This window comes from Lonsdalea britannica, from assembly GCF_003515985.1.
In the GTDB taxonomy this organism is placed as follows: Bacteria; Pseudomonadota; Gammaproteobacteria; order Enterobacterales; family Enterobacteriaceae; genus Lonsdalea; species Lonsdalea britannica.
Genome location: NZ_CP023009.1, coordinates 2,828,401 through 2,852,851, shown reverse-complemented (window position 1 = coordinate 2,852,851; position 24,451 = coordinate 2,828,401). Strand labels below are relative to the sequence as shown.

Below are 24,451 nucleotides of genomic sequence, written 5' to 3'. Positions count from 1 at the left end.
TACTTGCGGTATTGATCATGATTAATACTTGCGGTATTGTTTATTCATCGCAACGAAACAGCGACGCGGCAAACGAAACAACCAGCCGCTCCCGGCAACGGGATGCTCATTAAGAATCTGATGCGCTGACAAAGCGCGAAATTACCAAGATGTTTTTGGGGTGTGGTGACGCCAACACCAGGTACAGCGAATTAGGCAATGCCAGCCGCTACACCACACCACCAAAACCATCTGAGGGGGAAATCATGGCAACGATTATCTACAGCAAATCAGTATCACCACGCGGTAACGCCAAGACACGTCGTCAGGCGCGCCGCCGGGAAGCCGCAATCGAACGTGACTCATTGTGCGGGATCATTGATGCGGTGTTTGGCGCAGAGTGCAAACCGGCGCAAGGCCGCGTTGATAAGGCGATCGGCACCATCGAAGGCAAGATGAAGCCAGCTCGCACTGAGAAGGTTCAGCCATCCGCCGGACAGTGTCTGCCTAACGTCGCTATCTACGCTGCCGGCCATCGCAAATGCGAGAACATCACCTGTCGCGGAACGCAGAAGTTCAAAGGGAAATCCATCCCACTAATCTAATCAACCTAGCGAGGGCTGTTATGGAAATTCTTCTAGCTATGGCGGTCCTCGCTGGGCTGTCAGTAATCACCGCCACAGCGTTCTATCTGTGGGAGCTGATATTCGAATGAATTAACGGCGAATTGTCGCCAACACCGGGAAACCACGCCGCTATATGCGGCTTTTTTTACGCCTAAATTTCAGGAATAAACATGAAAATCACCAAAGAGCAGGTAAAAAATTGGGAAGCATGCATTGATGGATATCGCTGGTTTTTGAATAAATTTCCAGAAGGTGGCGACTATGCGGATATCCACCAGGGGTTGCTTAACGATAATCGATTTGAAGATGCGGGCTGGCTTACTGAAAAAATGTACCAGTCATTTTTTGGAACTCCAGAACTGCCCCAGGCTGAAGCATCTGCTGGCAACAAGATGATCGAGACCCTGAACAACATGGATATGCCAACGGTTGAATCCATTAGTGAATGGTGTGGGCAGCAGGCATCCAGCGGTGACTGGACTAAGCAGGCATCCAGCGGCGACCGGACTAAGCAGGCATCCAGCGGTAACTGGACTCAGCAGGCATCCAGCGGTGACTGGACTAAGCAGGCATCCAGCGGCGACCGGACTAAGCAGGCATCCAGCGGCGACCGGACTAAGCAGGCATCCAGCGGTAACTGGACTCAGCAGGCATCCAGCGGCTACGGGACTCAGCAGGCATCCAGCGGCTACGGGACTCAGCAGGCATCCAGCGGTGACTGGACTAAGCAGGCATCCAGCGGTGACGAGACCAAGCAGGCATCCAGCGGCTACGGGACTCAGCAGGCATCCAGCGGTGACTGGACTCAGCAGGCATCCAGCGGTGACGGGACTCGGCAGGCGTCTAGCGGAATCGGGACTAAGCACCTGTCCACGGGGGCGTTCTCGAAGGTTGCGGCGAGTGGGTCAGCCGTCGAAATCACCGCCTCCGGGGATAACTCAGTAGTCGCCGCAGCCAACTCGGTATCTAAAATTGTTCTGGGAGAAGGTGGTTGCGCCTCTATCGCCTACCACGACGGTGACCGGACACGGTTTGCAGTTGCCTACGTGGGCGAAAACAACATCAAACCCAATGTGGCCTACACCGTGAATGAAAATGGTGAATTTGTTCAAGTAGCGGATTAATCATGATTCAAGTGAATGGAGAACGCTATCGGGTCGTCAGGCTTGCATGCGGGTATTTATTTCGCCTGAAGCCTGAGCGAACCGGTGTCGCCCATAGCGGTGACGTTTTTAACTATGACCAGATTAGATCGCTGGTTAGGCAATTTTATTTGGAGGGGTGATGGTCACAGTTAAATGTAAGTACTGCAAACAAGACTTCTCAGCAAGAATTGCGGATAGAAAGCGTGGATGGGCAAGATTCTGCTCTAAATCTTGCAAGGCAAAAAAACAGGAAGCTGGAAACGGACAGCATAAAGCATATTTGCAAGGTCGAGGTGTAAGCAACTTGTATCACGGAAATATTTATTCAAACGACGATGACTGCATCGACATTACAGACCTCGAGTTTGGAGCATCTGATGGTGGATGTTTAAGACGAGATGAGTGACAGCCCAAGCCGTTATCACGATAGCGGCTTACGATGTTACCCACCCTATAGCCCTCTACGGAGGGCTTTTTTATGCCCAAAGGATATGAATATGAGTGAGTCGGAAGAATTATCTTTGATTGAAATCAGCAAAGAGCAAGCTCCTGCGCTGTATGTCCCGAATGGCCTTGATCCTTTTCTTGAGCAAATTCGTAGTCAGGTTAACGAAGTCCCGGATTTGACGACAGCGAAAGGCCGCCAAAGAATTGCGTCTTTAGCAGCAAAGGTTTCCCGCAGTAAAACGGCCGTAGAAAAGCCGGGCCGCGATTATCTTCGCCACCTGAAAGAGGCAGTAAAGCCTGCTGAAGCAGAACTACGCCGCTGGGTAACTAAATGCGATGAACTCCGCGATGAAATTCGCCGCCCGCTATCTGAGTGGGAAGCCGAGCAGGAGAGAATCAAAGCAGAAGAACAGATGCTTGCTTGGCACGAAGAAGCGCTGGAAATGAATGAAGCGCACGAGAAAGCGGCTCTGGAAAGGTTCGAGTTAGATCACGAAATCGCCCTTCTCCTAAACGACAAATTCGACCGGGATGCCGCTGAGGCAAAAGCTGAGGAAGAACGGAAGCGAAAAGAGCAGGAAGAAGAGTTAAAACGGCTGGCAGTAGAAAAAGCCCAGCTAGAAGCAGCGCAGGAGGCGCAACGTGAGCGTGATGCGGCGGCAGCGCGAGAAGCAGCGCTTAAAGCTCAGGCTGAACAGGCCGAGCGAGAAGCTAAAGAAGCTGCCGCCCGCGCAGAACAACAGCGCATCGAAGCTGAGCAGCGCGCAGAACGTGAAAAGCAGGAAGCCATTACTGAAGAGCGCCAACGTGCAGAGCAGGCAGAAGCTACCCGCTTGGCTGAAGAGAAGCGCATTGCTGATGAAGCAGAAAAACGTGCAGCCAATGAAGCCCATCGCAAGGCCGTCGGCACCGATGTTGTGAAAGGCCTGTTAGAACACGCGGGTTTAACGCGTGAACAGGCTATAGCAACGCTGAAGGCTCTTATGAGCAACTCAATCCCTCACGTCACCATCAACTACTAATCATTTTCAGGAGTTACCCATGCAACATTCATTTGTTGGGGCTGCCCGTGTGGGTGGCTCCGGTTTCGACGCACGTAAATATATCCAATTCCACCATAGCAATGTGCTTTCGGGCGCCAGCTTCACCCCGCCGCCACGCAAGTCTCTGTTGCAGATCATCGTTGATTTCCTCAGCCAGAAGGGGCAGCCGTAATGGACATTCTCGACAAGCGTTTATCAAAGCTATCTACCGAATCGCGTGAAGTGGTTGATGCGTACGCAGAGGAGTACATGAGCCAACTTAACCGGCTGGCAGTCGAGCACATGTGGCGTGAAATTCTCAATGAGTCCACGGACTTCATTAGCGAAGCTATAGAGGTAGAGGGCTATCACGACATCACCAACGATTACACGCAGGACGTCTGCTATCACTTTGCTTTATGCCGGTTAGAGCGTGATAAGAGAATGAACGATGAATACAAGCTGGAACTTCGCCTGCTTGAACGGGGGGCTGCGTGATGGAGCCAGGTATTTATTACGAAATCAGTAATGAGGACTACCACAGCGGGCCCGGTATCAGTAAATCCCAGCTCGACGATATCGCCATAAACCCAGCAGTTTTCCAGTGGCGCAAGGTGGCGCCGGTTGATGATGAAAAAACCAAAGCATTGGATATGGGGACCGCCCTGCACTGCTTGTTGCTTGAGCCTGAAGAGTTCGAAAAAAGGTTCATTGTGGCCCCTGAATTCAATCGCAGAACAACCGAAGGAAAGGCAAGCGAAAAAGCCTTTCTTAAAGACTGTGAGGGCTCTGGAAAAACGGTGATGGATGCCGAACAGGACAGAAAACTTAACCTGATGCGTGACAGCGCGATGGCTTACCCACCAGCAAGATGGCTCCTTGAGGCAGAAGGACACCAAGAAGCATCCATCTACTGGAACGACAGCGATACCGGAGAGCTTTGCCGCATCCGCCCTGACAAGTTCCTTGCAAATCAACCTGTGATCGTTGACGTCAAAAAGGTTGCCGATATGAGCCGGTTCGCCCGGCATGTTGAGGAGTTCCGATATCACGTGCAAGACGCCTACTACCGCAATGGATTCCTTAACCATTTTGGCGAATACCCCATGTTTGTTTTTCTCGCTGTAAGCGAATCGATTGAATGCGGCAGGTACCCAGTTCGCGTTTACCAACTAAATGACGAGGACGTGGCTGTTGGTCACGACCTGTTCCGTCGGGATTTATCCACCTATCACGAATGCATGCAGACCGGTAACTGGGGCGGCATTGAAGAATTAACTCGACCCTATTGGGCAAAGAGAAAGGAAAACGTATGAGCAACGAAATCATCCAAGCGCCATCGAATGAGGCTGACACAAAAGCAGCCATCTTCAGCCCAGCAGGATTGCAAAAGTTACAGGCGTTCGCTGAGGTTATGGCGCAGGGACGCACGACAGTCCCAGCTCATTTAGCGGGCAAACCGGCTGATTGCCTTGCTGTGGCTTTGCAAGCTGCGCAGTGGGGGATGAACCCGTTCGCAGTGGCACAAAAGACTCACGTAATTAATGGCACTCTCGGCTATGAAGCTCAACTGGTTAATGCGGTGATCACGTCAATGTCGCCAACTAAAGATCGGTTGCATTATGAGTGGTTCGGCCCGTGGGAAAATGTTGTAGGAAAGTTCACAGAGAAGACATCCCAAAAAGGGAATAAATACATTGCCCCTAACTGGACTATGGCGGACGAGAAAGGATGTGGCGTTAAGGTATGGGCCACGCTTAAGGGGGAGGATGAACCACGCGTTTTGGAGCTCTTGCTGTCTCAGGCTCAGGTGAGAAACTCAACTCTTTGGGGTAGCGATCCGAAGCAGCAGCTTGCCTACCTTGGTGTAAAGCGATGGGCTCGCCTCTACTGCCCTGACGTCATTCTCGGTGTTTACACGCCGGATGAATTCGAGCAGAAGCCGCGTGTTGAACGCGATATCACGCCAGCTCGCAGCCGCGCAGACCTAAACAACATCATCAACTCAAAACCGGTTGAAGCAGATGAAAAGCAGGACGAAGAGCCAGCAACTAAACAGGAAAGAACACCTGACGAACTTCTACTCGACTTCACCTCGGCGGCCGGTAACGCGAAATCAAATGCGGAGCTGGACAAGTTCTACACATATGCCGCTAAGAAATTGGCTGGCACTACAGAGCTTCTGGACAAGGCAACCGACGTTTACCTGATCCGCCAATCTGAGATCAACGAAGCCGAACAGCAGTAATCACCTTTTAGTAATCCCTCCCCCTTAAACCTAACCACATCGCCTAACGGTGAGGGATTAACTCAACCTGAAAACAGCGTGGAGAAAGAATTATGCAGCCTTCAATTATCGAATTAACAACAAACCTTTCAGCGGCAACGCTGAGCATCAATAACGTTTCAGATGCGCTGGGTTTGAACGGCGATGGCCCGCTTAGCCTACAGGTGATCACCAAGTTAACAGACCTGCTGGCGGACAACGAAACCCTGCGCGCCATGGTGCAGGAGTTGACGGCACAGCGGGACGCGCTGGTAGAAGATGGTAAGGCACTACAGCAAACAAGACTTCCGTTGTCGGGCCGGGAGATAGGTTTCTTTTCATATGACGGCATTGATTGCTGCTTTCGGGAACATGAATCTATCGAAATGGCAGTTAAGGACGCTGGAGAAGCACTTGATTACTGCCGCGATATGGCAGGCTCCGAAGGATGGCCAGAGGAAACGGACACCATATGCTGGGGTGTGATTATCCAAAGAGCCACCATGCATTCAAAGCATCAGCCCGATCCGGAAACAGAAAACACTGACTTCGACTACATCTGCGAATACGACTTCATGGGTGCAGATATGGCATCAGGGGCACAGCCTAAAGCTCTAGTTAAGTCACTGACGGTTCCGGAGGCCGGATGAGCAAGAAAACGTATCTTCATCAACTAAACGAAGCCATGCGGATTGAACGAGAGTCTCGCCACCATAAAGCTAGAGCCACATACAAAAACAAGCCAAAGGATCGATGGCTTGAGGTAGTAAACGCCCATAACCGACGACTTACACGGCAATGCCGCCGTTCTGTAGGTAAATCAAACAAATTAGGTGTCCGCAGAACGGCAAAAGGCATGTGTATGTATCTGAATGAAATCCAGTCTTGGTCGTTAATTTTTCGGTCTAATCGGGAGGTTAAATGAAAGAGCGCGGGATGATTTTCAATGCTGAGATGGTTCGCGCCATCCTTGACGGTCGCAAGACGCAGACACGGAGGCCGGTTCAGTTCAAGCCACGCGACCCAGGGTTAAACCTAAATTCCAGCGGTCTGGAGTTAGGCCATTATCGTTCCGGAGTCCCTTTGAGCGGGTGTGTACTTCGTTCTCGCGGAGGAATGGGCTGCTGGAATGACAGAACGTATCCGGCTAAATGCCCATTCGGCCAGCCTGGCGATCGCATTTGGGTGCGCGAAACGTTTAACGGATTCTGGCTTGATGATGATGTGATCCAGGAAATAAAGGACGGAACTTCTCTTGCATCTGAGCTTTGCGACTACCGAGCTGATTTTCCAGATGGCAGCAAACCTGCAGAAGGTTGGACTCCATCCATCCACATGCCCCGCTGGGCCAGCCGCATTACGCTGGAAATTACCGGCGTTCGTGTGGAGCGGTTGCGGGATATCAGCCAAGAAGACGCTAACGCCGAGGGTATGTACCTCTCCGGGTGGCGGCCTTCCTATTCAGACCCTGACAGCGGAGGCGAAGTCGCGACGCCGTATGATAACTTTGCAGCGCTGTGGGAATCTATCTACGGCCCAGACAGCTGGCAGGCTAATCCGTGGGTTTGGGTTATCGAGTTTCGGGAGGTCAAATGAAAGCGGATAAGCAATATGCAGAACGCGATGCTATGACACTCGATGAAGAAGGTGGTTACTACTATCGACACGTGCTGGCAATGACCCGAGAAAGTCTGGATTCGAAGTCGGAAATTGCCGCAGAACTCGGGTGGCGGGATATGCAGAATGACAAGCTGCGCGAAGCTATGGATTCAATGCTTAATGACCTAAACGCCTATATCCGCCGGGAGCAAACCGAGCGGGAGAAGAACGCCAAGCTATTAGCGCGGATCGAAGAATTGTAGTCATGTAAGATTGTCCGCCTAACGGGTAGTGATATTACCCATATTATGCAACAAGAATGGAACGAGTATTGCGACGACACCGGATGCTGTCCGGATGATTTCAGGGTTGATGAGGGAACGGGGTATCTAGAATTTGACGCTGGAACTTGGGCAAACAAGGTTGCTTCACGCATCATAAGAAAGCTTCCAACCCTCACTGAAACTCTGAGAGATTGAAGGGTTGAATACCCACCAATCACTGTTCATTTAAACAGTAAAATGCATTACCCTCCCGGCTCCACTCACCAAATTAATGACCAATCATGAGAACCAAGAACACTATCAGCAGCGCGGTTATGACCGTTTCTAGAAGAGACGATCGCGACCGCCTGGTGGTATTTACTCAGGACATTATCAGGGAGGCCAGGAGGCTTAGAGGGGCGGAGTTAACCCCCAGCATTATCAGGATGCACATGGAGCGATACGAGCGAGGATGGTATGTCCTTGAGGAAGGGCCACACTACGCCATATCGTTTATCAAAAAACATCATTACTAACCCGCCACGGCGGGTTTTTTATTGCCTGTAAAACGGAGACATCATGGCTGATATCGTCGACCAAGCTAACGAACTTAGTGATCTGTTAACTCAGAGCGCCCTATCGAACCGGGCCAAACCTATGCCGGTGACTGGGTTCTGCCACAACTGCGAAGAACCGACGCCGGGGCTATTCTGCGACTCGTTTTGCCGCGAGGACTACGAGAAGCGCACTACGGCCATGAAGCGGCGAGGTGCGTGATGGGAAAGTACCGACTCATTTATGCCGATCCGCCGTGGGTCTACCGCGATAAAGCGAACGACGGCAAGCGCGGCGCCGGGCACAAATACCCCGTCATGACTGTGAACGATATCTGTCGCCTGCCCGTTTGGGAGCTGGCCGATCAGGATTCATGCCTGTTGGCGATGTGGTGGGTGCCGACGCAGCCAGCAGAAGCGCTCAAGGTTTTGGACATGTGGGGATTCCGGCTGATGACGATGAAGGGATTCACCTGGTTCAAGACCAATCGCCGTAAGGGTAACGCTGCAATCGGCATGGGCCATATGACCCGCGCTAACAGTGAGGACTGTCTGTTTGCCGTCCGGGGGCGTCTTCCTGAGCGCTTGGATGCCTCTATCTGCCAGCACATTACCGCGCCGCGCATGGAGCATAGCGCCAAACCGTCGCAGATACGTGATCTGCTGGTTCAGCTATTGGGTGATGTTCCTCGCCTGGAACTGTTCGCCCGCCAGCGGGTGGAAGGGTGGAACGCGTGGGGAAATGAGTGCGATTGCAGTATCGAACTGAAAGGGAAAGGCGCATGACATGAAACCTGAAATAGAGAACGCCATCCGCGCCGTCGCCAGACGGTGCAGGGATGAAATCATAGCCGCCAGAAAAGGCCACCCAGCATCAGAATACGACCAAATCACAACACCAATTGTCAACAAACACGCAGCGACGATCACAGCACTTCCACTTGGTAAATTCAGCGCAAGGCTTTGGCTTTGCTACTTCGTGCGCGTCGTGGATTCAGAAGCAAGACAGTGAGGAATTATGGAAAAGATCACGATATCAAGGCGTGAGGAAAGTAAATGTTCCGGCGTATATGGCGCCGGGGAGACACAGTGCTGCGGAACAATACGGGCCATAGTGCGCCATAAATATCCGATAAGTGGAAAAATGATCGCGCATCCGGGCTCGAACACAACAGAAGGGGTAAATCATGGATTTTAATGGCGGAGAGAGTATCCATAGCAATTCTGAAATTATGGTGACCAGTGAAATTATGGCGCGCTATAAGATTTCTCGTAGCACCCTTTATTTTTGGAGCACACCAGCGCGGATGCCTGCATGTTTCAGCCGTCCTTTTCCCAAGCCAGCTATTGGAGGGAGCCCTAAACGGTGGCGTAAGGCTGATGTGCTTAAATGGGAAGACGAGGTTAATGCTACTCCAACTGATGACCAATCACCGTCTCAAGGTGCTGGACCCAAACCTTAAGCCACTGGTGTTGATCGCTCAGGTAGTCGTGAAGGTTATAACGTGCCATCACCCCTGCCATCTGATGACCAAGCAATTTTTCAATAACATGTGGTGGCGCGCCAAGTTCTGAAAGGCGCGTTGCCACCGTCCTTCTCAGATCATGAAGCGACCACTGTTTCATACCTGTCTTCATAATTATTTGAGCAGAGAAGAATGAAACGTTTGGCTGAGCCGGGGGCTTATCATCACCTGGTCCGTTGTAACGTGACCGGGTCAATACGTGCTTAGTCACTGAAACTTTCTGGTGACTTTTCAGCATGGTTATCGCTGCATCAGGTAGCGCCCTTCTCACCGTCTTACCCGTTTTGTATTCACTGCCTGGCACCGTCCAGGTTTTTTCGCTGTAATTAAACCATTCCCATTTTGCTGTCCTGATCTCTGTGCTTCGGCAGCCAGTCATCATCAGAAATCGCATAACAATTTGCTGTCGTACGGGCATATCCTCCAGGGCATTCCAAATTGTTCGGATTTCATCATCGGATAAAACTCTGTCTTTCATGGCGGCAGCGATCGCCACGTCAGACCGTCTTAAATCTGCAAGCGGGTTGACGTCAATCACGCCCCTGTTATGGCAGAATCTAAAGGCACGCTGCATCAAGCTAAGAATTTGACCAGTAATCACACGTCTTCCCATACCATCAAACAGATTTAGCCAGTGGGTTTTAGTCGTGTGATTGACGACCATGCTTCCCAGTACGGGCATAACGTGGTTTTGAAAATCCTGACGGTTTTTGTGAATCTTGATTAGCCCTTCAGGCTTGCAGTAATGCTCTTCCCAGTAATCGAACGCCTCTTGAACCGTCATTGCGTCGACTTTTTTTATCCTTTCTAACGCCACCTGCTTACGTGGATCGTATCCCTCTGTTATCCATAAGCGAAATTGCTGCCTTCGTTCCCTTGCCTGTAAGAGGGATATCGACGGATAATCACCAATGGTTAGCTGTGCCGGCTTGTCGTTCCATCGATAGCGATAAAAGAATGTGACGCCTCCCGAGATAGTTAGCCTGGCGTTTAGCCCGTGAGAATCTGAAATGACCTCTACTTTCTCGCGGCGTTTACCGAGCGCTTTTCTTAGTTTGGTGTTGGTAAGCAATGTGTACACTCCGATTTCCGTATACACAAGAGTGTACACAAAAACCATAAATTGAAGCTAATCAACCCACACATAAGTAAAGCACTTCAAAGCATCAAAAAAAGGCAATGCATTGTTATGAAAGGTTTTTTTGAAGAAAACCCAATCAGATTAAACAAAATCAAAGCGGCTAAGTATGCTCTCAGATAACATCTATCGCGAAAAACATCAGCCCAGCCGCTGGCGTGATACCTGGACCATGTTCAAGCAGGATCATCTGGCGATGATCGGGTTTTACGGCTTTTTGATGCTGATCGCGCTGTGCCTGTTCGGCAACACCCTTGCCCCGTACGCCGTAGACCAGCAGTTCCTCGGCTATCAGTTGTTGCCGCCGTCGTGGTCGCACTATGGCGAAGTCTCCTTCTTCCTGGGGACGGACGATTTAGGTCGCGATCTGTTGAGCAGACTGCTGAGCGGCGCGGCTCCGACCATCGGCTCTGCGCTGCTGGTGACGCTGTGCGCAGCGCTGTTCGGCGTGCTGGTAGGTCTGCTGGCGGGGGTGACTCATGGACTCCGTTCCGCCATCCTGAACCATATTTTGGACACGTTGCTGTCCATCCCCTCTCTGCTGCTGGCGATTGTGGTCATCGCCTTTATCGGTCCAAAGCTCGAACACGCCATGCTCGCCGTATGGCTGGCGCTGTTGCCGAGGATGGTGCGCACCATCTACACGGCCGTGCATGACGAGCTGGAAAAAGAGTACGTCATTGCCTCACGGCTGGATGGCGCGTCCACGCGCTACATCATCTGGTATGCCGTGCTGCCTAATATTTTGCCGCTGCTGGTCAGCGAATTCACCCGCGCCCTGTCGGTCGCCATTCTGGACATTGCCGCACTGGGCTTTCTCAATCTGGGCGCGCAGTTGCCGACGACCGAATGGGGAACGCTGTTGGGAAATTCGCTGGAGCTGGTCTACGCCGCGCCCTGGACCGTCATGTTGCCAGGGGGGCGATTACCCTGAGCGTGCTGATCGTCAACCTGCTGGGGGATGGCCTGCGCCGTTCTCTGCTGGCACAAACCGAATAGTGGTGGGAAAAAGGTATGCCATTACTGGACATTCGTAATCTGACCATCGAATTCATGACCGCCGAAGGGCCGGTCAAAGCTGTCGATCGCGTCAGCATTAGCCTGAGCGAAGGCGAAATCCGCGGCCTGGTGGGAGAATCCGGGTCGGGGAAAAGCCTGATCGCCAAAGCGATTTGCGGCATCACCAAAGACAACTGGCGCGTGACCGCCGACCGTTTCCGCTTCGACAACATCGACATGCTGAAGCTCACGCCCCGGCAGCGACGCAAACTGGTAGGTCACAATCTGTCGATGATCTTTCAGGAGCCGCAGTCGTGTCTTGACCCTTCCGCCAAAATCGGACGTCAACTGGTGCAGTCGATTCCGGGCTGGACCTACAAAGGACGCTGGTGGCAGCGCTTCAACTGGCGTAAGCGCCGGGCCATCGCGCTACTGCACCGGGTGGGGATCAAGGATCATAAAGACATCATGGGCAGTTACCCCTATGAACTGACCGAAGGGGAGTGTCAGAAAGTCATGATCGCCATCGCACTGGCCAACCAACCGCGGCTGCTGATTGCCGATGAGCCGACCAACGCGATGGAAGCCACCACGCAGGCGCAGATTTTCCGCCTGCTGTCGCGGCTGAATCAAAACAACAACACCACGATTCTGCTGATCAGCCATGACCTGCAGACCATGAGTAAATGGGCGAATCGCATCAACGTGCTGTACTGCGGTCAGACCGTCGAAAGCGCGCTGAGCAGCGAACTGATCAGCACCCCGCACCATCCGTATACGCAGGCGTTGATCCGCGCGATGCCGGACTTCGGCCGCGCGCTCCCGCATAAGAGCCGCTTGAATACCTTGCCCGGCGCGATCCCGTCGCTGGAGCATCTACCCGTCGGGTGTCGTCTCGGTCCGCGCTGCCCTTATTCGCAGCGCGAATGCATGATCACGCCGCCGCTAATCGTGGCGAAAAACCATTGGTATGCCTGCCACTTCCCGCTCAATATGGAGGAATCCTGATGGTCGAGACCCTGCTCGAAGCCCGCAATCTCACCAAGACGTTTCGCTACCGCACCGGTCTGTTCCGGCGGCAGCACGTCGAAGCGGTCAAGTCGGTAAGCTTTACCCTGCGCGAACGCCAGACGCTGGCGATTATCGGCGAGAACGGTTCCGGGAAGTCGACCCTGGCGAAAATGCTGGCGGGCGTACTTCCGCCCACCACTGGTCAGTTGGTGATTGACGATCATCCGCTGGAATATGGCGATTACGGCTATCGCAGCCAGCGTATCCGTATGATTTTTCAGGATGCCGGCAACGCGCTAAATCCACGCCAGCGTATCGGTCAACTGCTGGAATTGCCGCTGCGGCTGAATACCCAGCTCAGCCCCGAAGAGCGGGAAAAGGCCGTCTATCTGGCGCTGCGTCAGGTGGGCCTGCGCGCCGATCACGCATCGTATTACCCGCACGCGCTGGCGCCGGGTCAGAAACAGCGCGTCGGGCTGGCGCGGGCGCTGATCCTGCAACCGAAAGTGATTGTGGCCGACGAAGCGTTAGCGTCGCTGGATATGTCCATGCGTTCGCAAATCATCAATCTGATGCTGGAGTTGCAGGAAAAACACGGTATCTCCTACATCTATGTCACCCAGCATCTGGGGATGATGAAACACATCAGCGATCAGATTCTGGTGATGCATAACGGCGAAGTCGTCGAGCGCGGCAGCACCGCAGACGTTTTGGCAGCGCCATTGCACGATTTGACCAAGCGCCTGATCGCCAGCCACTTCGGCGAGGCACTGAGCGCCGACGCGTGGAGAAGCGACGGCGGCGTTCTTTAATTTACCCCGTCCGGGCATGACGCTGCGGTGATGACCAAAGTATTACATCTGGCATCACTCATGCTAGAATCGCCCGGTTTATTCACACCGGTCGCCATTAACTAATAATTCTTTAACGGCGATCGCAGCAATAATGATCACAAGGATACTGCTATGGGTTTTCTTAATGGTAAGCGCATTCTGGTAACGGGCGTTGCCAGTAACCGCTCCATCGCATTCGGTATCGCCCAGGCGATGCAACGCGAAGGCGCCGAACTGGCGTTCACTTATCAGAACGACAAACTGAAGTCTCGCGTAGAAGGTTTTGCCAGCGAACTCGGTTCTAACATCGTTCTGCCGTGTGACGTTGCGGAAGATGCCAGCATCGAAACGCTGTTCACCGAATTGGCGAAAGTATGGCCAAACTTCGATGGTTTCGTGCACTCCATCGCCTTCGCACCGGGCGACCAGCTGGACGGCGACTATGTCGATGCCGTGACGCGTGAAGGTTTCTCAATCTCTCACGACATCAGCTCCTACAGCTTCGTCGCGATGGCGAAAGCCTGCCGCAAGATGCTGAACCCGAACTCCGCACTGGTCACGCTGTCCTACCTGGGCGCAGAGCGCGCCATCCCGAACTACAACGTGATGGGTCTGGCGAAAGCGTCTCTGGAAGCCAACGTACGTTACATGGCGAACGCCATGGGCGCTCAGGGCGTGCGCGTGAACGCGATCTCCGCAGGTCCGATCCGTACTCTGGCGGCTTCCGGCATCAAGAACTTCAAAAAGATGCTGTCTCACTGCGAAGCCGTGACGCCAATCCGCCGCGTTGTGACCATCGAAGATGTCGGCAACTCCGCCGCCTTCCTGTGCTCCGACCTGGCGGCCGGGATCTCTGGTGAAGTTCTGCACGTCGACGGCGGTTTCAACATCGCTGCGATGAACGAACTGGAACTGGATTAATCCCTCCGACAAGCGAGCCTTCCGGCTCGCTTGTTTTCTCGCTCTTCCCCTGCCATGCCTTAGACGACGTTGCTCGTTCCCCCGTTATATCCTGCGTTTTGTCGCGCTAACCAAGCTGCCGCCACGTTGAAAAAATGCTGGGCCAATGCCGTTGATCGCCCCTGCTCGGCAATCACGACGGCCGTCGTACGCGGCATCAGCGGCAACGTCAGACTGCGCCACGCCAGCTGCGGCGTCATTTCCGGCAACAGACTGCCTTGCGGCACAATACCGCATCCCAGACCGACGAATACGCTTTGAATCAGCTGCAAAACCGAGCCGCTTTCCACCACGACATTAGGCGTCACCGCCGCGTCCTGCCAGAGCGAATCCAGATAGCCGCGTAGATAGCGCCCGGTGTCCGTCAGGCACAGCGGCAGCTCAGCGATGTCAGCCAGCGAGAGCGGCGCGTCGCCTTTTAGCGCAGGAAAGTGCTGCGGATTAAACAACAAAGCCATATGCGGCGCACCCAGCCTGGTGACCTGAAAACGCGGTTCCTCAAGCATCGCGGGTTTGAAAAAGCCGATCCCGACGTCCACGTCATGCGCCTGCAATGCCTCCAACAAACGATCCGCGCTGAACAGCGACACCTGAAAAGCCAGTTCAGGATAAAGGGATCGCACCGCGGCCAGCATCTGCGGCACCGCGATACCACACTGAGGGACGGCGCCGATGCGCACCAGCCCGCTGGTGCCGCGTTTCAGGGCGTCGACTTCCAGCTTTAGTCCTTGATAAACCGACACCATTTCACGCGCCCAGGCGAGCACCCGTTCGCCCTCCGCGGTGAAGCCATCGAAATTATTGCCGCGATTGATGAGCGACAGACCCAGTTCGCGCTCCAGATTTTTAAGTCGCATGGAGAGCGTAGGCTGGCTAACGAAGCTTGCTTCAGCCGCGCGGCCGAAGTGGCGAGCCTTTTCCAGGTTGCACAGATAGATAAGTTGTTTGATATCGATTTTCGTCATTCCTAAAAGTTGAGCGCGGGAGAAAACTGCTGCTGTCTGAGCCGCGCCTGGCGCCCGATTTTATTGGCTGATTAGCCGAAAAAAACCATGCGTTCTGTACGCCAATCGGCCCTGGCAGAAATCGCGCGCGGCAAGGTATTCATTACGAGCGAAGACATCACTCTCCCCCCAGAATATCGGCGTCGCATGAGTATTTCTAATGAATGAGGCCGCCGAAGACGGTAACGCAGACCACAGTATGAGCGGAGTTGACCTCTTAACATGCTTCATTTTAGAAGCATGATGCACGAATTCAACTTAGGGTTCTCTGCGGTATATCGCGGTCTTGAAGGAAAAACGCGGAGACTTGTATAGATAACTATCCCCCTATACTATCTACGCTTCTGAAACGAACGGGAGGGAAGAATAAAAATGATTGATAAACATTCCTTTGTTCCTTTTTATCTGCAAATTGAGCAGATCCTGACCCGTCAGATCCATGACAACAGACTGAAGCCCGGCGACCCGCTCCCCACCGAAGCGGAAATGTGTCAGCAATATCAGGTTTCACGGATGACGGCGCGTAAAGCCGTCGACTATCTGGTCCGACAGGGGCTGGTTGAACGCTTTCGGGGACGCGGCACCTTCGTTGCTCAGCCGGACACCCGCGTAAAAGTACAACTGCCGCTGGACCAGCATCTGACCTCCAGTGAGGTCGCCAACAGTACGCAGCGCAAGATCGTCAACCAACTGCGCCATTTCTCTCAGCAACCGGCCACCGCCGAGGTCGCCCAAGCCCTTCGGATCGCGCAAGGGACGCCGGTCCACTACATGGTGCGCCTGCTGTTAATTGACGGCACGCCGTTTGTGTATGAACAGTCCTGGATGATTCAATCTCTGTTTCCCGACCTGAGCGAGCGCGATCTGAATCAGTCCAAGTATGCCTACCTCAAATCCAAAGGCTATGACGCCGTCGGCAGCCATAAGCAGATATTCGCCGAGCTTCCCTCCGTCGAGGTGCTGGAAGCTCTCGGGCTGGCACGGGATGAACCCGTGCTGCGTGCCAGCGTCGTCGCTTTTTTCGCTGACGAGCACCCCTTCGAGCTTTCCAACGTTTATTACAATCAGCGGCGTTATGCCTTCACCCTCGACGCGCCGCTGCGTCCTTTATTCACGCCGTCGCCCTGTTAGTCGCTTGCGCAATCAGGTTAACGCCGGCCAATAACCTTGGTTGGCCTCTATCAGCGCATCCAACACTTTGCGCGCCTTTTTCGCATCCACCACCAACCGGTTCAGCGTCAGCGCTTGCAGCGCTTTGGTGTAAGACCCTTCAAACCATGCCTCTATCGTCAGGCGTTCGTAGGCGAACTGCTGCTCGATCATCCCTTTATAGAAGGTGGGGATGTTGCCCACGCCGTAGGGCCGAGGTCCATTGATGCCGAGCGTCGCCGCCACTTCCACCATCGCGCTGTCATCCAGATTGTTCACCAGACCGTTGTTCTCCACGATCACCACAAAGATACGATGCTGGTTATAGGCGATGGATTCGGCGACTTCGACAATCATGTCGCCATGCGCATCGTTGTGTACCACGCTGGCATCTTTGGTCGTTCCGGCGGCGACCGCGTTTCGGCATGTCTCAAACACGCGTTTTTCTCGTCCCGCCATCACTTCATTGGCGCGGGTAAAGTTCGGGTCCAGCTTGCTCAGCTTGTACTCTGGATACAGGTAATATTGCAGATAGGTGTTCGGCAGATAGTCAGGGAAGTCCCGCAGCATGTCGGCCACCACCGCATACGTATCCAGCCACGAGGCATCGCGTTGCTCCGCGTCGGCGGGCTTGAATCCCTGATTGAGGATAATTGATTTTAACTGCGGCAGCAGATCCGTTCCCTGGCGATCGTACAAATGCGTGAACCAGCCAAAGTGATTCAAACCGAAGTAGACCGGTTCGAACTCATTGACGTCCCGCCCCAGGATACGGGCATAGGAACGCAGCAGATTGACCGGCTGATCGCAGATATTAAGGATGCGCTTGTCGTCCGGAAACTTGACGCGAAGCGCATCGGCGACGATGGCCGCCGGATTGGTATAGTTCAAAATCCAGGCCTGCGGCGAACGCGCCCGCACCTGCTCCACCAGTTCAATCATGTCGCCAATAGAACGCATCCCGTAGGCGAAGCCTCCCGGACCGCAGGTCTCCTGACCGATGACGCCCAATGAAAGCGGGATTTTTTCGTCCTTTTCTCGCATGTCGTAACCGCCGGTGCGCATCTGGCAGAAGACGAAATCGACATCCCGAAACGCCGCTTCGACATCCGTCGTGTAGGCGAAATCCAGCGCCGGGTACTCTTCGCTAAACAGCAGGCGGGCAAAGTCGCCGATAACCGCCTGCCGTTCGGCGTTCACGTCATACATCACCACCCGTCTTAGCGGAAACGTGCTTTGTCGTTTGCACAACGCCTTCAGTAACCCCGGCGTCCAGGTCGACCCGCCCCCCACAATCACAATACTGTATGTCTTCGTCATCGCTGTTTCCCATTTTCCGGTTGAGGTTTGATTACGCCGTGACGCCCAACGCCGCTTTGACGTCCTGAGCGATTTTTTCCACTTTCGGCCCGTAAATCACCTGAACGTTATGTTCATTTACCCGTTTGACGCCGTTGGCTCCCGTCGTCATCAGGGTGTTGTCCACGACCAGGTTGATGTCTTTTACCTGCACCCGCAGCCGGGTAAAACAGCAGTCCACTTCGGCGATATTGCTCTGTCCGCCCAGGCCGTCGATAATGGTTTGCGTACGTTCATCCGCACTCACCGCCGCTGGCGATGCCGCCGCGTCGGACTCACGCCCCGGCGTCTCAACGTTCATTCGTTTGATCACGAACTTGAACGCGGAGTAGTAAATCAGGAAGTAGAACGCCCCCAGCAATACCGCGTACCACCACTGGGTTTTCAGCCCGCCCAGCATGCCAAACACCACCAGATCGATAGCGCCGCCCTGAATATTGCCGATCATCAGGTGGGCCAGAGACATCAACATGAAAGACAGGCCGCTAAGGACGGCGTGCAGCAGATACAGAACGGGCGAAACAAAAATAAAACAGAACTCGAGCGGCTCAGTGATCCCCGTCGTGAAAGACGCCAGTCCCCCGGCCAGCATCAGCGCTTTCACGCGTTCTTTATGTTCAGGCCGGGCGCACTGATACATCGCCAGCGCCGCGCCGGGAAGCCCAAACATCATGACGGGAATTTTGCCTTGGGCCAGAAACTGGGTGGCGTTACGGATCACCTCGTCGCTGACCGCGCCGGGATGCGTTAGCGAGGTGTTAAATATGTTCAACGCGCCGACCACCGTCTGACTGTCCACGGTCGCGACGCCACCAATGGGAGTAAAGCGCACGGTTTCGTTCAGGATGTGGTGCAACCCGGTGGGGATAAGAATGCGCTCGGAGAAACCGTAGAGAAACGCGCCGTACTGACCGCTGTGGCCAATTAACGCCCCGACCCAAGCGATGCCAGTGCCGATGGTCGGCCAAATCAGCGCCAGACCGACGCCCACCAGCGGCAGGCATACCACTGTAATAATGGGCACAAAACGGCGGCCGCCAAAAAAGCTGATCGCCGTCGGCAGTTCGATCGTGTAGAAGCGGTTGTGCAGCATGACCGTCACCACACCGGCGATCACCCCACCCAGCACGCTCATGTTATAGGTAAAAATCCCCAGCGTTTTAGTGAACTCGGCGGCATACATCAGCGCCGCGGTACGGTCCATACCGCCCGCCGTCAACGCCTCCACCGTGGTGCTGACCGGCGTGAGTTGCTGAGCGGTGAGCGTCGCCTGCACCCCGACGTGCATAGAAATAAAACCGATGACGGCGGCAAACGCTGCCGTCGGTTTTTCTGCATTAGCCAGACCTATCGCGCTGGCGACGGCGAAAAATAACGGGAGGTTGGCGAACAGCGCACCGGCGATCTGGCGAATAAAACCGATGATGAGCTGCGGGATCTGCATGTGGGTGAACGCATCGCCGGTGACGGCGGGGTTTTGCATCGCCGCCGCCAGTCCCAGGAAAATCCCGGCGGCGGCGATGACCGAAATCGGCATCATGAGTGCTTTACCAAAGGCGTGAACCTTATTGCCAAGATCTTTCATTATTTGCCCTTCCTGTTTTTCGTTCTGATTAAGGAATAGCCGGAAAATAACAAAATTTGTATATACAACTAGACAAAAAGATCAAGATTCCGTCCTTGGTCACACTTTATTTGCGATAACCCTCCTCTATCTCGCGATTGCCGTATTTGATTAGACGTTCCTGCCCGGCGATCCTAGACTTAACGTCTAACCCCAATTCCTTAAAAATCCATTCACATATTAAAAACAATATGGCCAGCACATCCTATGATGAAATTTAAACCAGAAATCAAGCCATACCGCCGCGCCGCGGGAGGTTGGGGCTCGCTGGAAGCCACTACGCGTTACGTTCTGGACAGCAAAGAAGCCTTCAAAAATATTCGAAACTTGATGCGGGTCAATAAACCCCGGGGATTCGACTGTCCCGGCTGCGCCTGGGGCGACGATAACCACAGCACCTTCAGCTTCTGCGAAAACGGTGCTAAGGCCGTAAGTTGGGAAGCCACGCGCAAAGCGGCTGGGCCTGAGTTTTTCGCCGCCCATAGCGTCAGTACGCTGCGTCGCCAGAGCGACTATTTTCTGGAATATCAGGGACGTCTGACGCACCCGATGCGCTACGATCGTCACACCGATCACTACGTTCCCATCACCTGGGAACAGGCGTTTGCGCTGATCGCGCATCATATTCACGGACTGGATAACCCTAACCAAATGGAGCTGTACACGTCCGGACGCGCCAGCAATGAGGTCTCCTATATCTATCAGCTGTTCGGCCGAATGATGGGCACCAATAATTTCCCGGATTGTTCCAATATGTGCCACGAAGCGAGCGGCACCGGCTTGAAACAAAGCATCGGGATCGGTAAAGGCACCGTACGGCTGGACGACTTCAATCATGCCGACGCCATTCTGGTGTTCGGCCAAAATCCCGGCACCAACCATCCGCGCATGCTGCACAGCCTGCGCTCCGCCGCCGCGCGCGGCGCACACGTGATCACGTTCAATACCCTGCGCGAACGCGGACTGGAACGCTTTACCGATCCGCAAAGCCCGGTAGAGATGCTGACACCGCTGTCGGGCAGGATTAGCGATACCTACCTGCAGCCGAACTTAGGCGGCGATATGGCCGCCGTCCGCGGCATCGTTAAAACCTTGCTGGAAACGCAGCGTCTGCGTCTGGCCGCCGGAGAGCCCGGTATCTTCGATCAGACTTTTGTCGACAGCCACACTGACGGGGTCGAGGCCTATCTTGAGCAGGTCGATGCGACGAGCTGGGCCCATATCGTCGAACAGTCCGGCCTGAGCGAAGCGCAGCTGCGTCATGTCGCCGAGCTGTACCTGAACTCCCCGCGTGTCATTTGTACCTGGGCGATGGGTATCACCCAGCACAAACACTCCGTGGCGACCGTCAGGGAGATCGTCAACCTGCAATTGCTGTTTGGCCAGTTGGGCAAACCGGGCGCAGGCCTGTGCCCGGTCCGCGGACACAGCAACGTACAGGGCAACCGTACGATGGGGATTGATGAAAATCCGTCGGGGGCGATGCTGGACAGCCTTGCGGCGCATTTCGACTTTACCCCGCCGCGCGAACACGGGCATAACACCGTTCAGGCTATCGAAGCCATGCTGCGGGATGAGATCAAAGTGCTGATTGCGCTGGGCGGGAATCTGGCCGCCGCCGCGCCGGACAGTCTGCGTACCGCAGACGCCATCGGCCGCTGCGATCTGACCGTCTATATCAGCACCAAACTGAACCGCAGCCATTTGACCACCGGTCGGCAAGAATCCCTGATTCTGCCCACGCTCGGACGGACTGATCAGGATGTTCAGACGACCGGTCCTCAGTACATTACCGTTGAAGACTCTTTCAGCATGGTGCACGCCTCAGAAGGCGTCGGGCAACCGCTCTCGCCTCAACAGCGTTCCGAGACAGCCATCGTCGCCGGTATCGCCCACACGGTCATGGGCAACGACAAGGTGGATTGGCTGGCATTAGCCGGGAACTACGATTTGATCCGCGACCACATTGCCGCGACCCTGCCGGGCTTTGCCGACTTTAACCAGCGCTGCGCAGAGCCTGGCGGTTTCTATCTGGGCAACGCCGCCGCCGAATTACGCTTCAACACCCCAAGCAAGAAAGCCACGTTCAGCTGCGCGCCGCTGCCGACCAGCGTGGTACCCGAGCAGGACGGCGTGCGGGCGCCGTTTACTTTGCAGACTCTGCGCTCCCATGATCAGTACAACACCACGATTTACGGACTGGACGACCGCTATCGGGGCGTTTACGGCCAGCGAGAGGTGCTGTTCATGCACCCGGACGATATCGCCGCGCTGGGGCTTCAGGATGGCGATCGGGTCGATATCGAAACGTTGTGGCATGACGGCATTACCCGGAAAGTCAGCGGTTTCCGACTGGTCGAATATGCGATCCCACGAGGGAATCTGGCCGCCTACTACCCGGAAACCAATCCGCTGGTTCCGCTCTCCAGCTACGGCGACCAGACGTTTACCCCAACCTCCAAATCGATTCCCGTGCGCGTGACCCGTAGCGATGCCCAACCGCTGCAGAGGATAGCCTGACGAAAGGCGTCACCGGCGGCATGAGAAGCATACGTGCTTATGCGGCCGCCGGAGCCGTCTTTTTCCCCTCTCGTCACGGTCGGCAAATCTTGCCGGAGCCCCCGATCAACGCTTGCCGCCGGGGCACGATTCGCGTAAAACTGTGTGCCGCTAAAACCACCTTTAACCGCATTTCTGGACGCTATGTTTCAAGATAATCCGCTGCTTGCACAGCTTAAACAGCAACTCCACTCTAAGACGCCACGTGTAGAAGGCGTCGTAAAAGGCACCGATAAGGGATTTGGTTTTCTTGAAGCCGAAGCACAGAAGAGCTACTTCATCCCGCCGCCGCACATGAAAAAAGTGATGCACGGCGACCGCATCGTTGCAACGCTGCATACCGAAAAAGATCGTGAAATCGCCGAGCCGGAATCGCTGATCGAACCGTTTCTGACCCGTTTTGTCGGCCGCGTCCAGAAGAAAGACGACCGCCTGTCGATCACCCCGGACCATCCTTTGCTCAAGGATGCGATCAGCTGCCGAGTGGCGCGTCAACTGGACCACGAGATTCAGGACGGCGACTGGGCGGTCGCAGAAATGCGCCGCCACCCGCTCAAAGGCGACCGTAATTTCCATGCGGAAATCACAGAATACATTACCACTGGCGACGATCCGCTGGCGCCGTGGTGGGTGACATTGTCACGTCATAATTTGGAGCGTAACGCGCCGGAGCACGACGCCGCCGAGATGAATGATGGCGAACTCACGCGTGAAGACTTAACCGCGCTGGATTTTGTCACCATCGACAGCGCGAGTACCGAAGATATGGATGACGCGCTGTATGTCCGCGACAACGGCGACGGCACGCTGGAAATGACCGTGGCGATCGCCGATCCAACGGCCTATGTGCCGGCCGACAGCGAGCTGGATACGGTCGCGTGCAAACGCGCGTTCACTAACTATCTGCCCGGTTTCAACATTCCTATGCTGCCGCGCCACTTGTCGGACGATATTTGCTCCCTGCGCCCGCAGGAACGCCGTCCGGTCATGGCCTGCCGCGTCACGTTGGCCGCTGATGGGGCGATGAGCGACATTCAGTTCTTTGCCGCCTGGATCGAATCCCGCGCCAAACTGGTCTACGACGAAGTGTCCGACTGGCTGGAGCAAAAGGGAGAGTGGCAGCCAGAAAACGAGGCTATCGCGACTCAGATCCGCCTGCTGCACAAGATGTCGCAGCTGCGCAGCGCATGGCGCACCACGAACGCGCTGGTGTTCAAAGACCGCCCGGACTATCGCTTCCTGCTGGGAGAAAAAGGCGAAGTGCTGGATATCGTGGTCGAACCGCGCCGCATCGCGAATCGTATTGTTGAAGAAGCCATGATCGCGGCCAACGTCTGTGCGGCTATCGTACTGCGCGAAAAGCTGGGCTTCGGGATTTACAACATCCACAACGGGTTCGATCCGGTCACGGTAGAACAGGCCGTCGCCATTCTGGAAAGCAATGAGATTCAGGCCGACCCGCAGCAGATACTGACGCTGGAAGGCTTCTGCGTGTTGCGTCGCCAGTTGGACGCCCTGCCGACGCAGTTCCTGGATAGCCGCATGCGCCGCTTCCAGTCGTTTGCGGAAATCAGCACTGAGCCGGGCCCTCATTTCGGTCTGGGATTGGAAGCCTACGCCACCTGGACGTCACCTATCCGTAAATACGGAGATATGGTGAACCATCGCCTGTTGAAAGCGATTATCACCGGCCAGTCCGCTGAGAAACCGCGGGATGAGGTCACCGTTCAGCTGGCGGAACGTCGTCGCCTCAATCGTATGGCCGAACGCGACGTCAGCGATTGGCTGTACGCTCGTTATCTGAAGCCGCATGCTGGCACCGACGCACGCTTCTTGGCAGAGATCATGGACGTTACGCGTGGTGGCCTGCGAGTGCGTCTGCTGGACAACGGCGCGACGGCATTTATCCCGGCCTCGTTCATCCATGCCGTCCGCGACGAGTTGGTCTGCAGTCAGGACACGGGCACCGTCACCATCAAAGGTGAGGTCGTCTACCGCCAGAGCGATAAGCTGGATGTGATGCTGAAGGAAGTGCGTCTCGAAACGCGCAGCATCATCGCTAAACCGGCGGCCTAAGTCGTCATGACGCCATCGGGACTTCCTGATGGCGTCAGTCGTTTACTCCCCACCAACTCCCTTTTCCCGTTCTTCTACTGCTGATTCCCTCGTCATCGTCATACTTCTGACCAAGACAAAAGCGATGAACACGTTCGTGATCTGATTAATCGCAGCATTCTGCGTGCCCCGTATCCGTGCCCCTGCCTTATCGTTTAACTCTCCCGCACATCACTGCCTGCTCGTAGGGCAAAATCCCGGTGTCCCAGAGAAAGGTAAAGCATTACTTACTGATCAAATATCAGGCTTACCTGACTGGCTTGAGCGGCGCAT

At 54.7% G+C, this 24,451-nt stretch carries 22 protein-coding genes and 1 pseudogene; 19 read left to right on the top strand and 4 right to left on the bottom strand.

From position 1 onward, the window contains the following. The first annotated feature begins 245 nt into the window (after positions 1 to 245). The 12 genes from CKQ53_RS13045 (at position 246) to CKQ53_RS12980 (ending at position 8,913) form a co-directional block, all read left to right on the top strand. Positions 246 to 584, top strand: coding sequence for a transcriptional antitermination N peptide (locus tag CKQ53_RS13045; RefSeq protein ID WP_094118440.1), 339 nt, complete (start codon positions 246 to 248; stop codon positions 582 to 584). A 191-nt stretch (positions 585 to 775) separates the two neighbouring features. Continuing rightward, the gene (locus CKQ53_RS13040; protein WP_118895059.1) at positions 776 to 1,729 is read left to right on the top strand and encodes a YdhT family protein; all 954 of its coding nucleotides are present in this window, start codon (positions 776 to 778) and stop codon (positions 1,727 to 1,729) included. 518 nt (positions 1,730 to 2,247) lie between these two features. After that, complete coding sequence (locus tag CKQ53_RS13035; protein ID WP_094118035.1) at positions 2,248 to 3,219, top strand: hypothetical protein; 972 nt, start codon at positions 2,248 to 2,250, stop codon at positions 3,217 to 3,219. 19 nt (positions 3,220 to 3,238) lie between these two features. Continuing rightward, positions 3,239 to 3,412 carry a hypothetical protein gene (locus CKQ53_RS18450; protein ID WP_162896360.1) on the top strand — a complete coding sequence of 58 codons (174 nt, stop codon included), beginning with the start codon at positions 3,239 to 3,241 and terminating at the stop codon, positions 3,410 to 3,412. A 77-nt stretch (positions 3,413 to 3,489) separates the two neighbouring features. Next, positions 3,490 to 3,717 (top strand): hypothetical protein, encoded by a 228-nt coding sequence (locus CKQ53_RS13030; protein ID WP_139824029.1) that lies wholly within the window; start codon positions 3,490 to 3,492, stop codon positions 3,715 to 3,717. Continuing rightward, positions 3,717 to 4,535 carry a PD-(D/E)XK nuclease-like domain-containing protein gene (locus CKQ53_RS13025; RefSeq protein ID WP_094118033.1) on the top strand — a complete coding sequence of 273 codons (819 nt, stop codon included), beginning with the start codon at positions 3,717 to 3,719 and terminating at the stop codon, positions 4,533 to 4,535. Before CKQ53_RS13030 ends, CKQ53_RS13025 begins: the two co-directional genes overlap by 1 nt. Next, complete coding sequence (locus CKQ53_RS13020) at positions 4,532 to 5,467, top strand: RecT family recombinase (RefSeq protein WP_094118032.1); 936 nt, start codon at positions 4,532 to 4,534, stop codon at positions 5,465 to 5,467. Before CKQ53_RS13025 ends, CKQ53_RS13020 begins: the two co-directional genes overlap by 4 nt. Before the next feature lie 92 nt (positions 5,468 to 5,559). Next, on the top strand, positions 5,560 to 6,135 hold the full coding sequence (locus CKQ53_RS13015) for a hypothetical protein (protein WP_094118031.1): 576 nt from the start codon (positions 5,560 to 5,562) through the stop codon (positions 6,133 to 6,135). Between the two features lie 271 nt (positions 6,136 to 6,406). Continuing rightward, positions 6,407 to 7,081 carry an ASCH domain-containing protein gene (locus CKQ53_RS13005; RefSeq protein ID WP_094118029.1) on the top strand — a complete coding sequence of 225 codons (675 nt, stop codon included), beginning with the start codon at positions 6,407 to 6,409 and terminating at the stop codon, positions 7,079 to 7,081. After that, positions 7,078 to 7,347, top strand: coding sequence for a hypothetical protein (locus CKQ53_RS13000; RefSeq protein ID WP_094118028.1), 270 nt, complete (start codon positions 7,078 to 7,080; stop codon positions 7,345 to 7,347). Before CKQ53_RS13005 ends, CKQ53_RS13000 begins: the two co-directional genes overlap by 4 nt. Before the next feature lie 773 nt (positions 7,348 to 8,120). Further along, on the top strand, positions 8,121 to 8,687 hold the full coding sequence (locus CKQ53_RS12985) for an MT-A70 family methyltransferase (RefSeq protein ID WP_244200950.1): 567 nt from the start codon (positions 8,121 to 8,123) through the stop codon (positions 8,685 to 8,687). A 1-nt stretch (position 8,688) separates the two neighbouring features. Continuing rightward, on the top strand, positions 8,689 to 8,913 hold the full coding sequence (locus CKQ53_RS12980; protein WP_118895057.1) for a hypothetical protein: 225 nt from the start codon (positions 8,689 to 8,691) through the stop codon (positions 8,911 to 8,913). 398 nt (positions 8,914 to 9,311) lie between these two features. Here the strand turns inward: CKQ53_RS12980 and CKQ53_RS12970 are convergent, their stop codons facing one another. Continuing rightward, positions 9,312 to 10,499, bottom strand: a complete 1,188-nt coding sequence (locus CKQ53_RS12970) for a tyrosine-type recombinase/integrase (protein WP_094118046.1) — start codon at positions 10,497 to 10,499, stop codon at positions 9,312 to 9,314. Positions 10,500 to 10,674: 175 nt separating this feature from the next. Between CKQ53_RS12970 and sapC the strand changes: the two are divergent. The 4 genes and pseudogenes from sapC to fabI all read left to right on the top strand — a co-directional run bounded on the left by sapC (position 10,675) and on the right by fabI (position 14,329). Next, a pseudogene (sapC, locus tag CKQ53_RS12965) lies at positions 10,675 to 11,564 on the top strand (putrescine export ABC transporter permease SapC). A 15-nt stretch (positions 11,565 to 11,579) separates the two neighbouring features. Continuing rightward, positions 11,580 to 12,572: a putrescine export ABC transporter ATP-binding protein SapD gene (gene sapD / locus CKQ53_RS12960; protein WP_085653288.1), complete on the top strand. Its 993-nt coding sequence runs from the start codon at positions 11,580 to 11,582 to the stop codon at positions 12,570 to 12,572. Continuing rightward, complete coding sequence (gene sapF, locus CKQ53_RS12955) at positions 12,572 to 13,387, top strand: putrescine export ABC transporter ATP-binding protein SapF (RefSeq protein WP_085653286.1); 816 nt, start codon at positions 12,572 to 12,574, stop codon at positions 13,385 to 13,387. The genes sapD and sapF overlap by 1 nt, the downstream gene beginning before the upstream one ends. Before the next feature lie 153 nt (positions 13,388 to 13,540). Then, the gene (gene fabI, locus CKQ53_RS12950; RefSeq protein WP_085653284.1) at positions 13,541 to 14,329 is read left to right on the top strand and encodes an enoyl-ACP reductase FabI; all 789 of its coding nucleotides are present in this window, start codon (positions 13,541 to 13,543) and stop codon (positions 14,327 to 14,329) included. 59 nt (positions 14,330 to 14,388) lie between these two features. Here the strand turns inward: fabI and CKQ53_RS12945 are convergent, their stop codons facing one another. Next, the gene (locus tag CKQ53_RS12945; RefSeq protein WP_094118045.1) at positions 14,389 to 15,324 is read right to left on the bottom strand and encodes a LysR family transcriptional regulator; all 936 of its coding nucleotides are present in this window, start codon (positions 15,322 to 15,324) and stop codon (positions 14,389 to 14,391) included. A 420-nt stretch (positions 15,325 to 15,744) separates the two neighbouring features. Here CKQ53_RS12945 and CKQ53_RS12940 point away from each other — a divergent pair, with 420 nt between their 5' ends. Beyond that, positions 15,745 to 16,503, top strand: a complete 759-nt coding sequence (locus CKQ53_RS12940; RefSeq protein ID WP_094118023.1) for a GntR family transcriptional regulator — start codon at positions 15,745 to 15,747, stop codon at positions 16,501 to 16,503. 12 nt (positions 16,504 to 16,515) lie between these two features. On the opposite strand, the gene CKQ53_RS12935 is transcribed toward CKQ53_RS12940, so the two are convergent. Then, entirely contained in the window at positions 16,516 to 17,841 is a 1,326-nt protein-coding gene (locus CKQ53_RS12935; RefSeq protein ID WP_085653280.1) for a 6-phospho-alpha-glucosidase, read from the bottom strand. A 31-nt stretch (positions 17,842 to 17,872) separates the two neighbouring features. Further along, a complete protein-coding gene (locus tag CKQ53_RS12930) occupies positions 17,873 to 19,465 on the bottom strand; it encodes a PTS transporter subunit EIIC (RefSeq protein WP_085653278.1) in 1,593 nt (530 codons plus the stop codon). 249 nt (positions 19,466 to 19,714) lie between these two features. Between CKQ53_RS12930 and CKQ53_RS12925 the strand changes: the two genes are divergently transcribed. Both CKQ53_RS12925 and CKQ53_RS12920 read left to right on the top strand, forming a co-directional pair. Further along, the gene (locus CKQ53_RS12925; protein ID WP_085653301.1) at positions 19,715 to 22,024 is read left to right on the top strand and encodes an FdhF/YdeP family oxidoreductase; all 2,310 of its coding nucleotides are present in this window, start codon (positions 19,715 to 19,717) and stop codon (positions 22,022 to 22,024) included. Positions 22,025 to 22,207: 183 nt separating this feature from the next. Then, the gene (locus tag CKQ53_RS12920; protein ID WP_118895055.1) at positions 22,208 to 24,139 is read left to right on the top strand and encodes an exoribonuclease II; all 1,932 of its coding nucleotides are present in this window, start codon (positions 22,208 to 22,210) and stop codon (positions 24,137 to 24,139) included. The last annotated feature ends 312 nt before the right edge of the window (positions 24,140 to 24,451 follow it).

What these genes read in the sequence shown, in the direction of transcription:
- CKQ53_RS12925 (WP_085653301.1), top strand. Translation starts at nt 19,715, where the DNA reads ATGAAATTTAAACCAGAAATCAAGCCATACCGCCGCGCCGCGGGAGGT.
- CKQ53_RS13035 (WP_094118035.1), top strand. Translation starts at nt 2,248, where the DNA reads ATGAGTGAGTCGGAAGAATTATCTTTGATTGAAATCAGCAAAGAGCAA.
- sapD (WP_085653288.1), top strand. Translation starts at nt 11,580, where the DNA reads ATGCCATTACTGGACATTCGTAATCTGACCATCGAATTCATGACCGCC.
- CKQ53_RS12920 (WP_118895055.1), top strand. Translation starts at nt 22,208, where the DNA reads ATGTTTCAAGATAATCCGCTGCTTGCACAGCTTAAACAGCAACTCCAC.
- CKQ53_RS18450 (WP_162896360.1), top strand. Translation starts at nt 3,239, where the DNA reads ATGCAACATTCATTTGTTGGGGCTGCCCGTGTGGGTGGCTCCGGTTTC.
- CKQ53_RS13030 (WP_139824029.1), top strand. Translation starts at nt 3,490, where the DNA reads ATGAGCCAACTTAACCGGCTGGCAGTCGAGCACATGTGGCGTGAAATT.
- CKQ53_RS12940 (WP_094118023.1), top strand. Translation starts at nt 15,745, where the DNA reads ATGATTGATAAACATTCCTTTGTTCCTTTTTATCTGCAAATTGAGCAG.
- CKQ53_RS13000 (WP_094118028.1), top strand. Translation starts at nt 7,078, where the DNA reads ATGAAAGCGGATAAGCAATATGCAGAACGCGATGCTATGACACTCGAT.
- CKQ53_RS12980 (WP_118895057.1), top strand. Translation starts at nt 8,689, where the DNA reads ATGAAACCTGAAATAGAGAACGCCATCCGCGCCGTCGCCAGACGGTGC.
- CKQ53_RS12935 (WP_085653280.1), bottom strand. Translation starts at nt 17,841, where the DNA reads ATGACGAAGACATACAGTATTGTGATTGTGGGGGGCGGGTCGACCTGG.
- CKQ53_RS12930 (WP_085653278.1), bottom strand. Translation starts at nt 19,465, where the DNA reads ATGAAAGATCTTGGCAATAAGGTTCACGCCTTTGGTAAAGCACTCATG.
- CKQ53_RS13025 (WP_094118033.1), top strand. Translation starts at nt 3,717, where the DNA reads ATGGAGCCAGGTATTTATTACGAAATCAGTAATGAGGACTACCACAGC.
- CKQ53_RS13005 (WP_094118029.1), top strand. Translation starts at nt 6,407, where the DNA reads ATGAAAGAGCGCGGGATGATTTTCAATGCTGAGATGGTTCGCGCCATC.
- CKQ53_RS13045 (WP_094118440.1), top strand. Translation starts at nt 246, where the DNA reads ATGGCAACGATTATCTACAGCAAATCAGTATCACCACGCGGTAACGCC.
- CKQ53_RS13040 (WP_118895059.1), top strand. Translation starts at nt 776, where the DNA reads ATGAAAATCACCAAAGAGCAGGTAAAAAATTGGGAAGCATGCATTGAT.
- CKQ53_RS13015 (WP_094118031.1), top strand. Translation starts at nt 5,560, where the DNA reads ATGCAGCCTTCAATTATCGAATTAACAACAAACCTTTCAGCGGCAACG.
- CKQ53_RS13020 (WP_094118032.1), top strand. Translation starts at nt 4,532, where the DNA reads ATGAGCAACGAAATCATCCAAGCGCCATCGAATGAGGCTGACACAAAA.
- sapF (WP_085653286.1), top strand. Translation starts at nt 12,572, where the DNA reads ATGGTCGAGACCCTGCTCGAAGCCCGCAATCTCACCAAGACGTTTCGC.
- fabI (WP_085653284.1), top strand. Translation starts at nt 13,541, where the DNA reads ATGGGTTTTCTTAATGGTAAGCGCATTCTGGTAACGGGCGTTGCCAGT.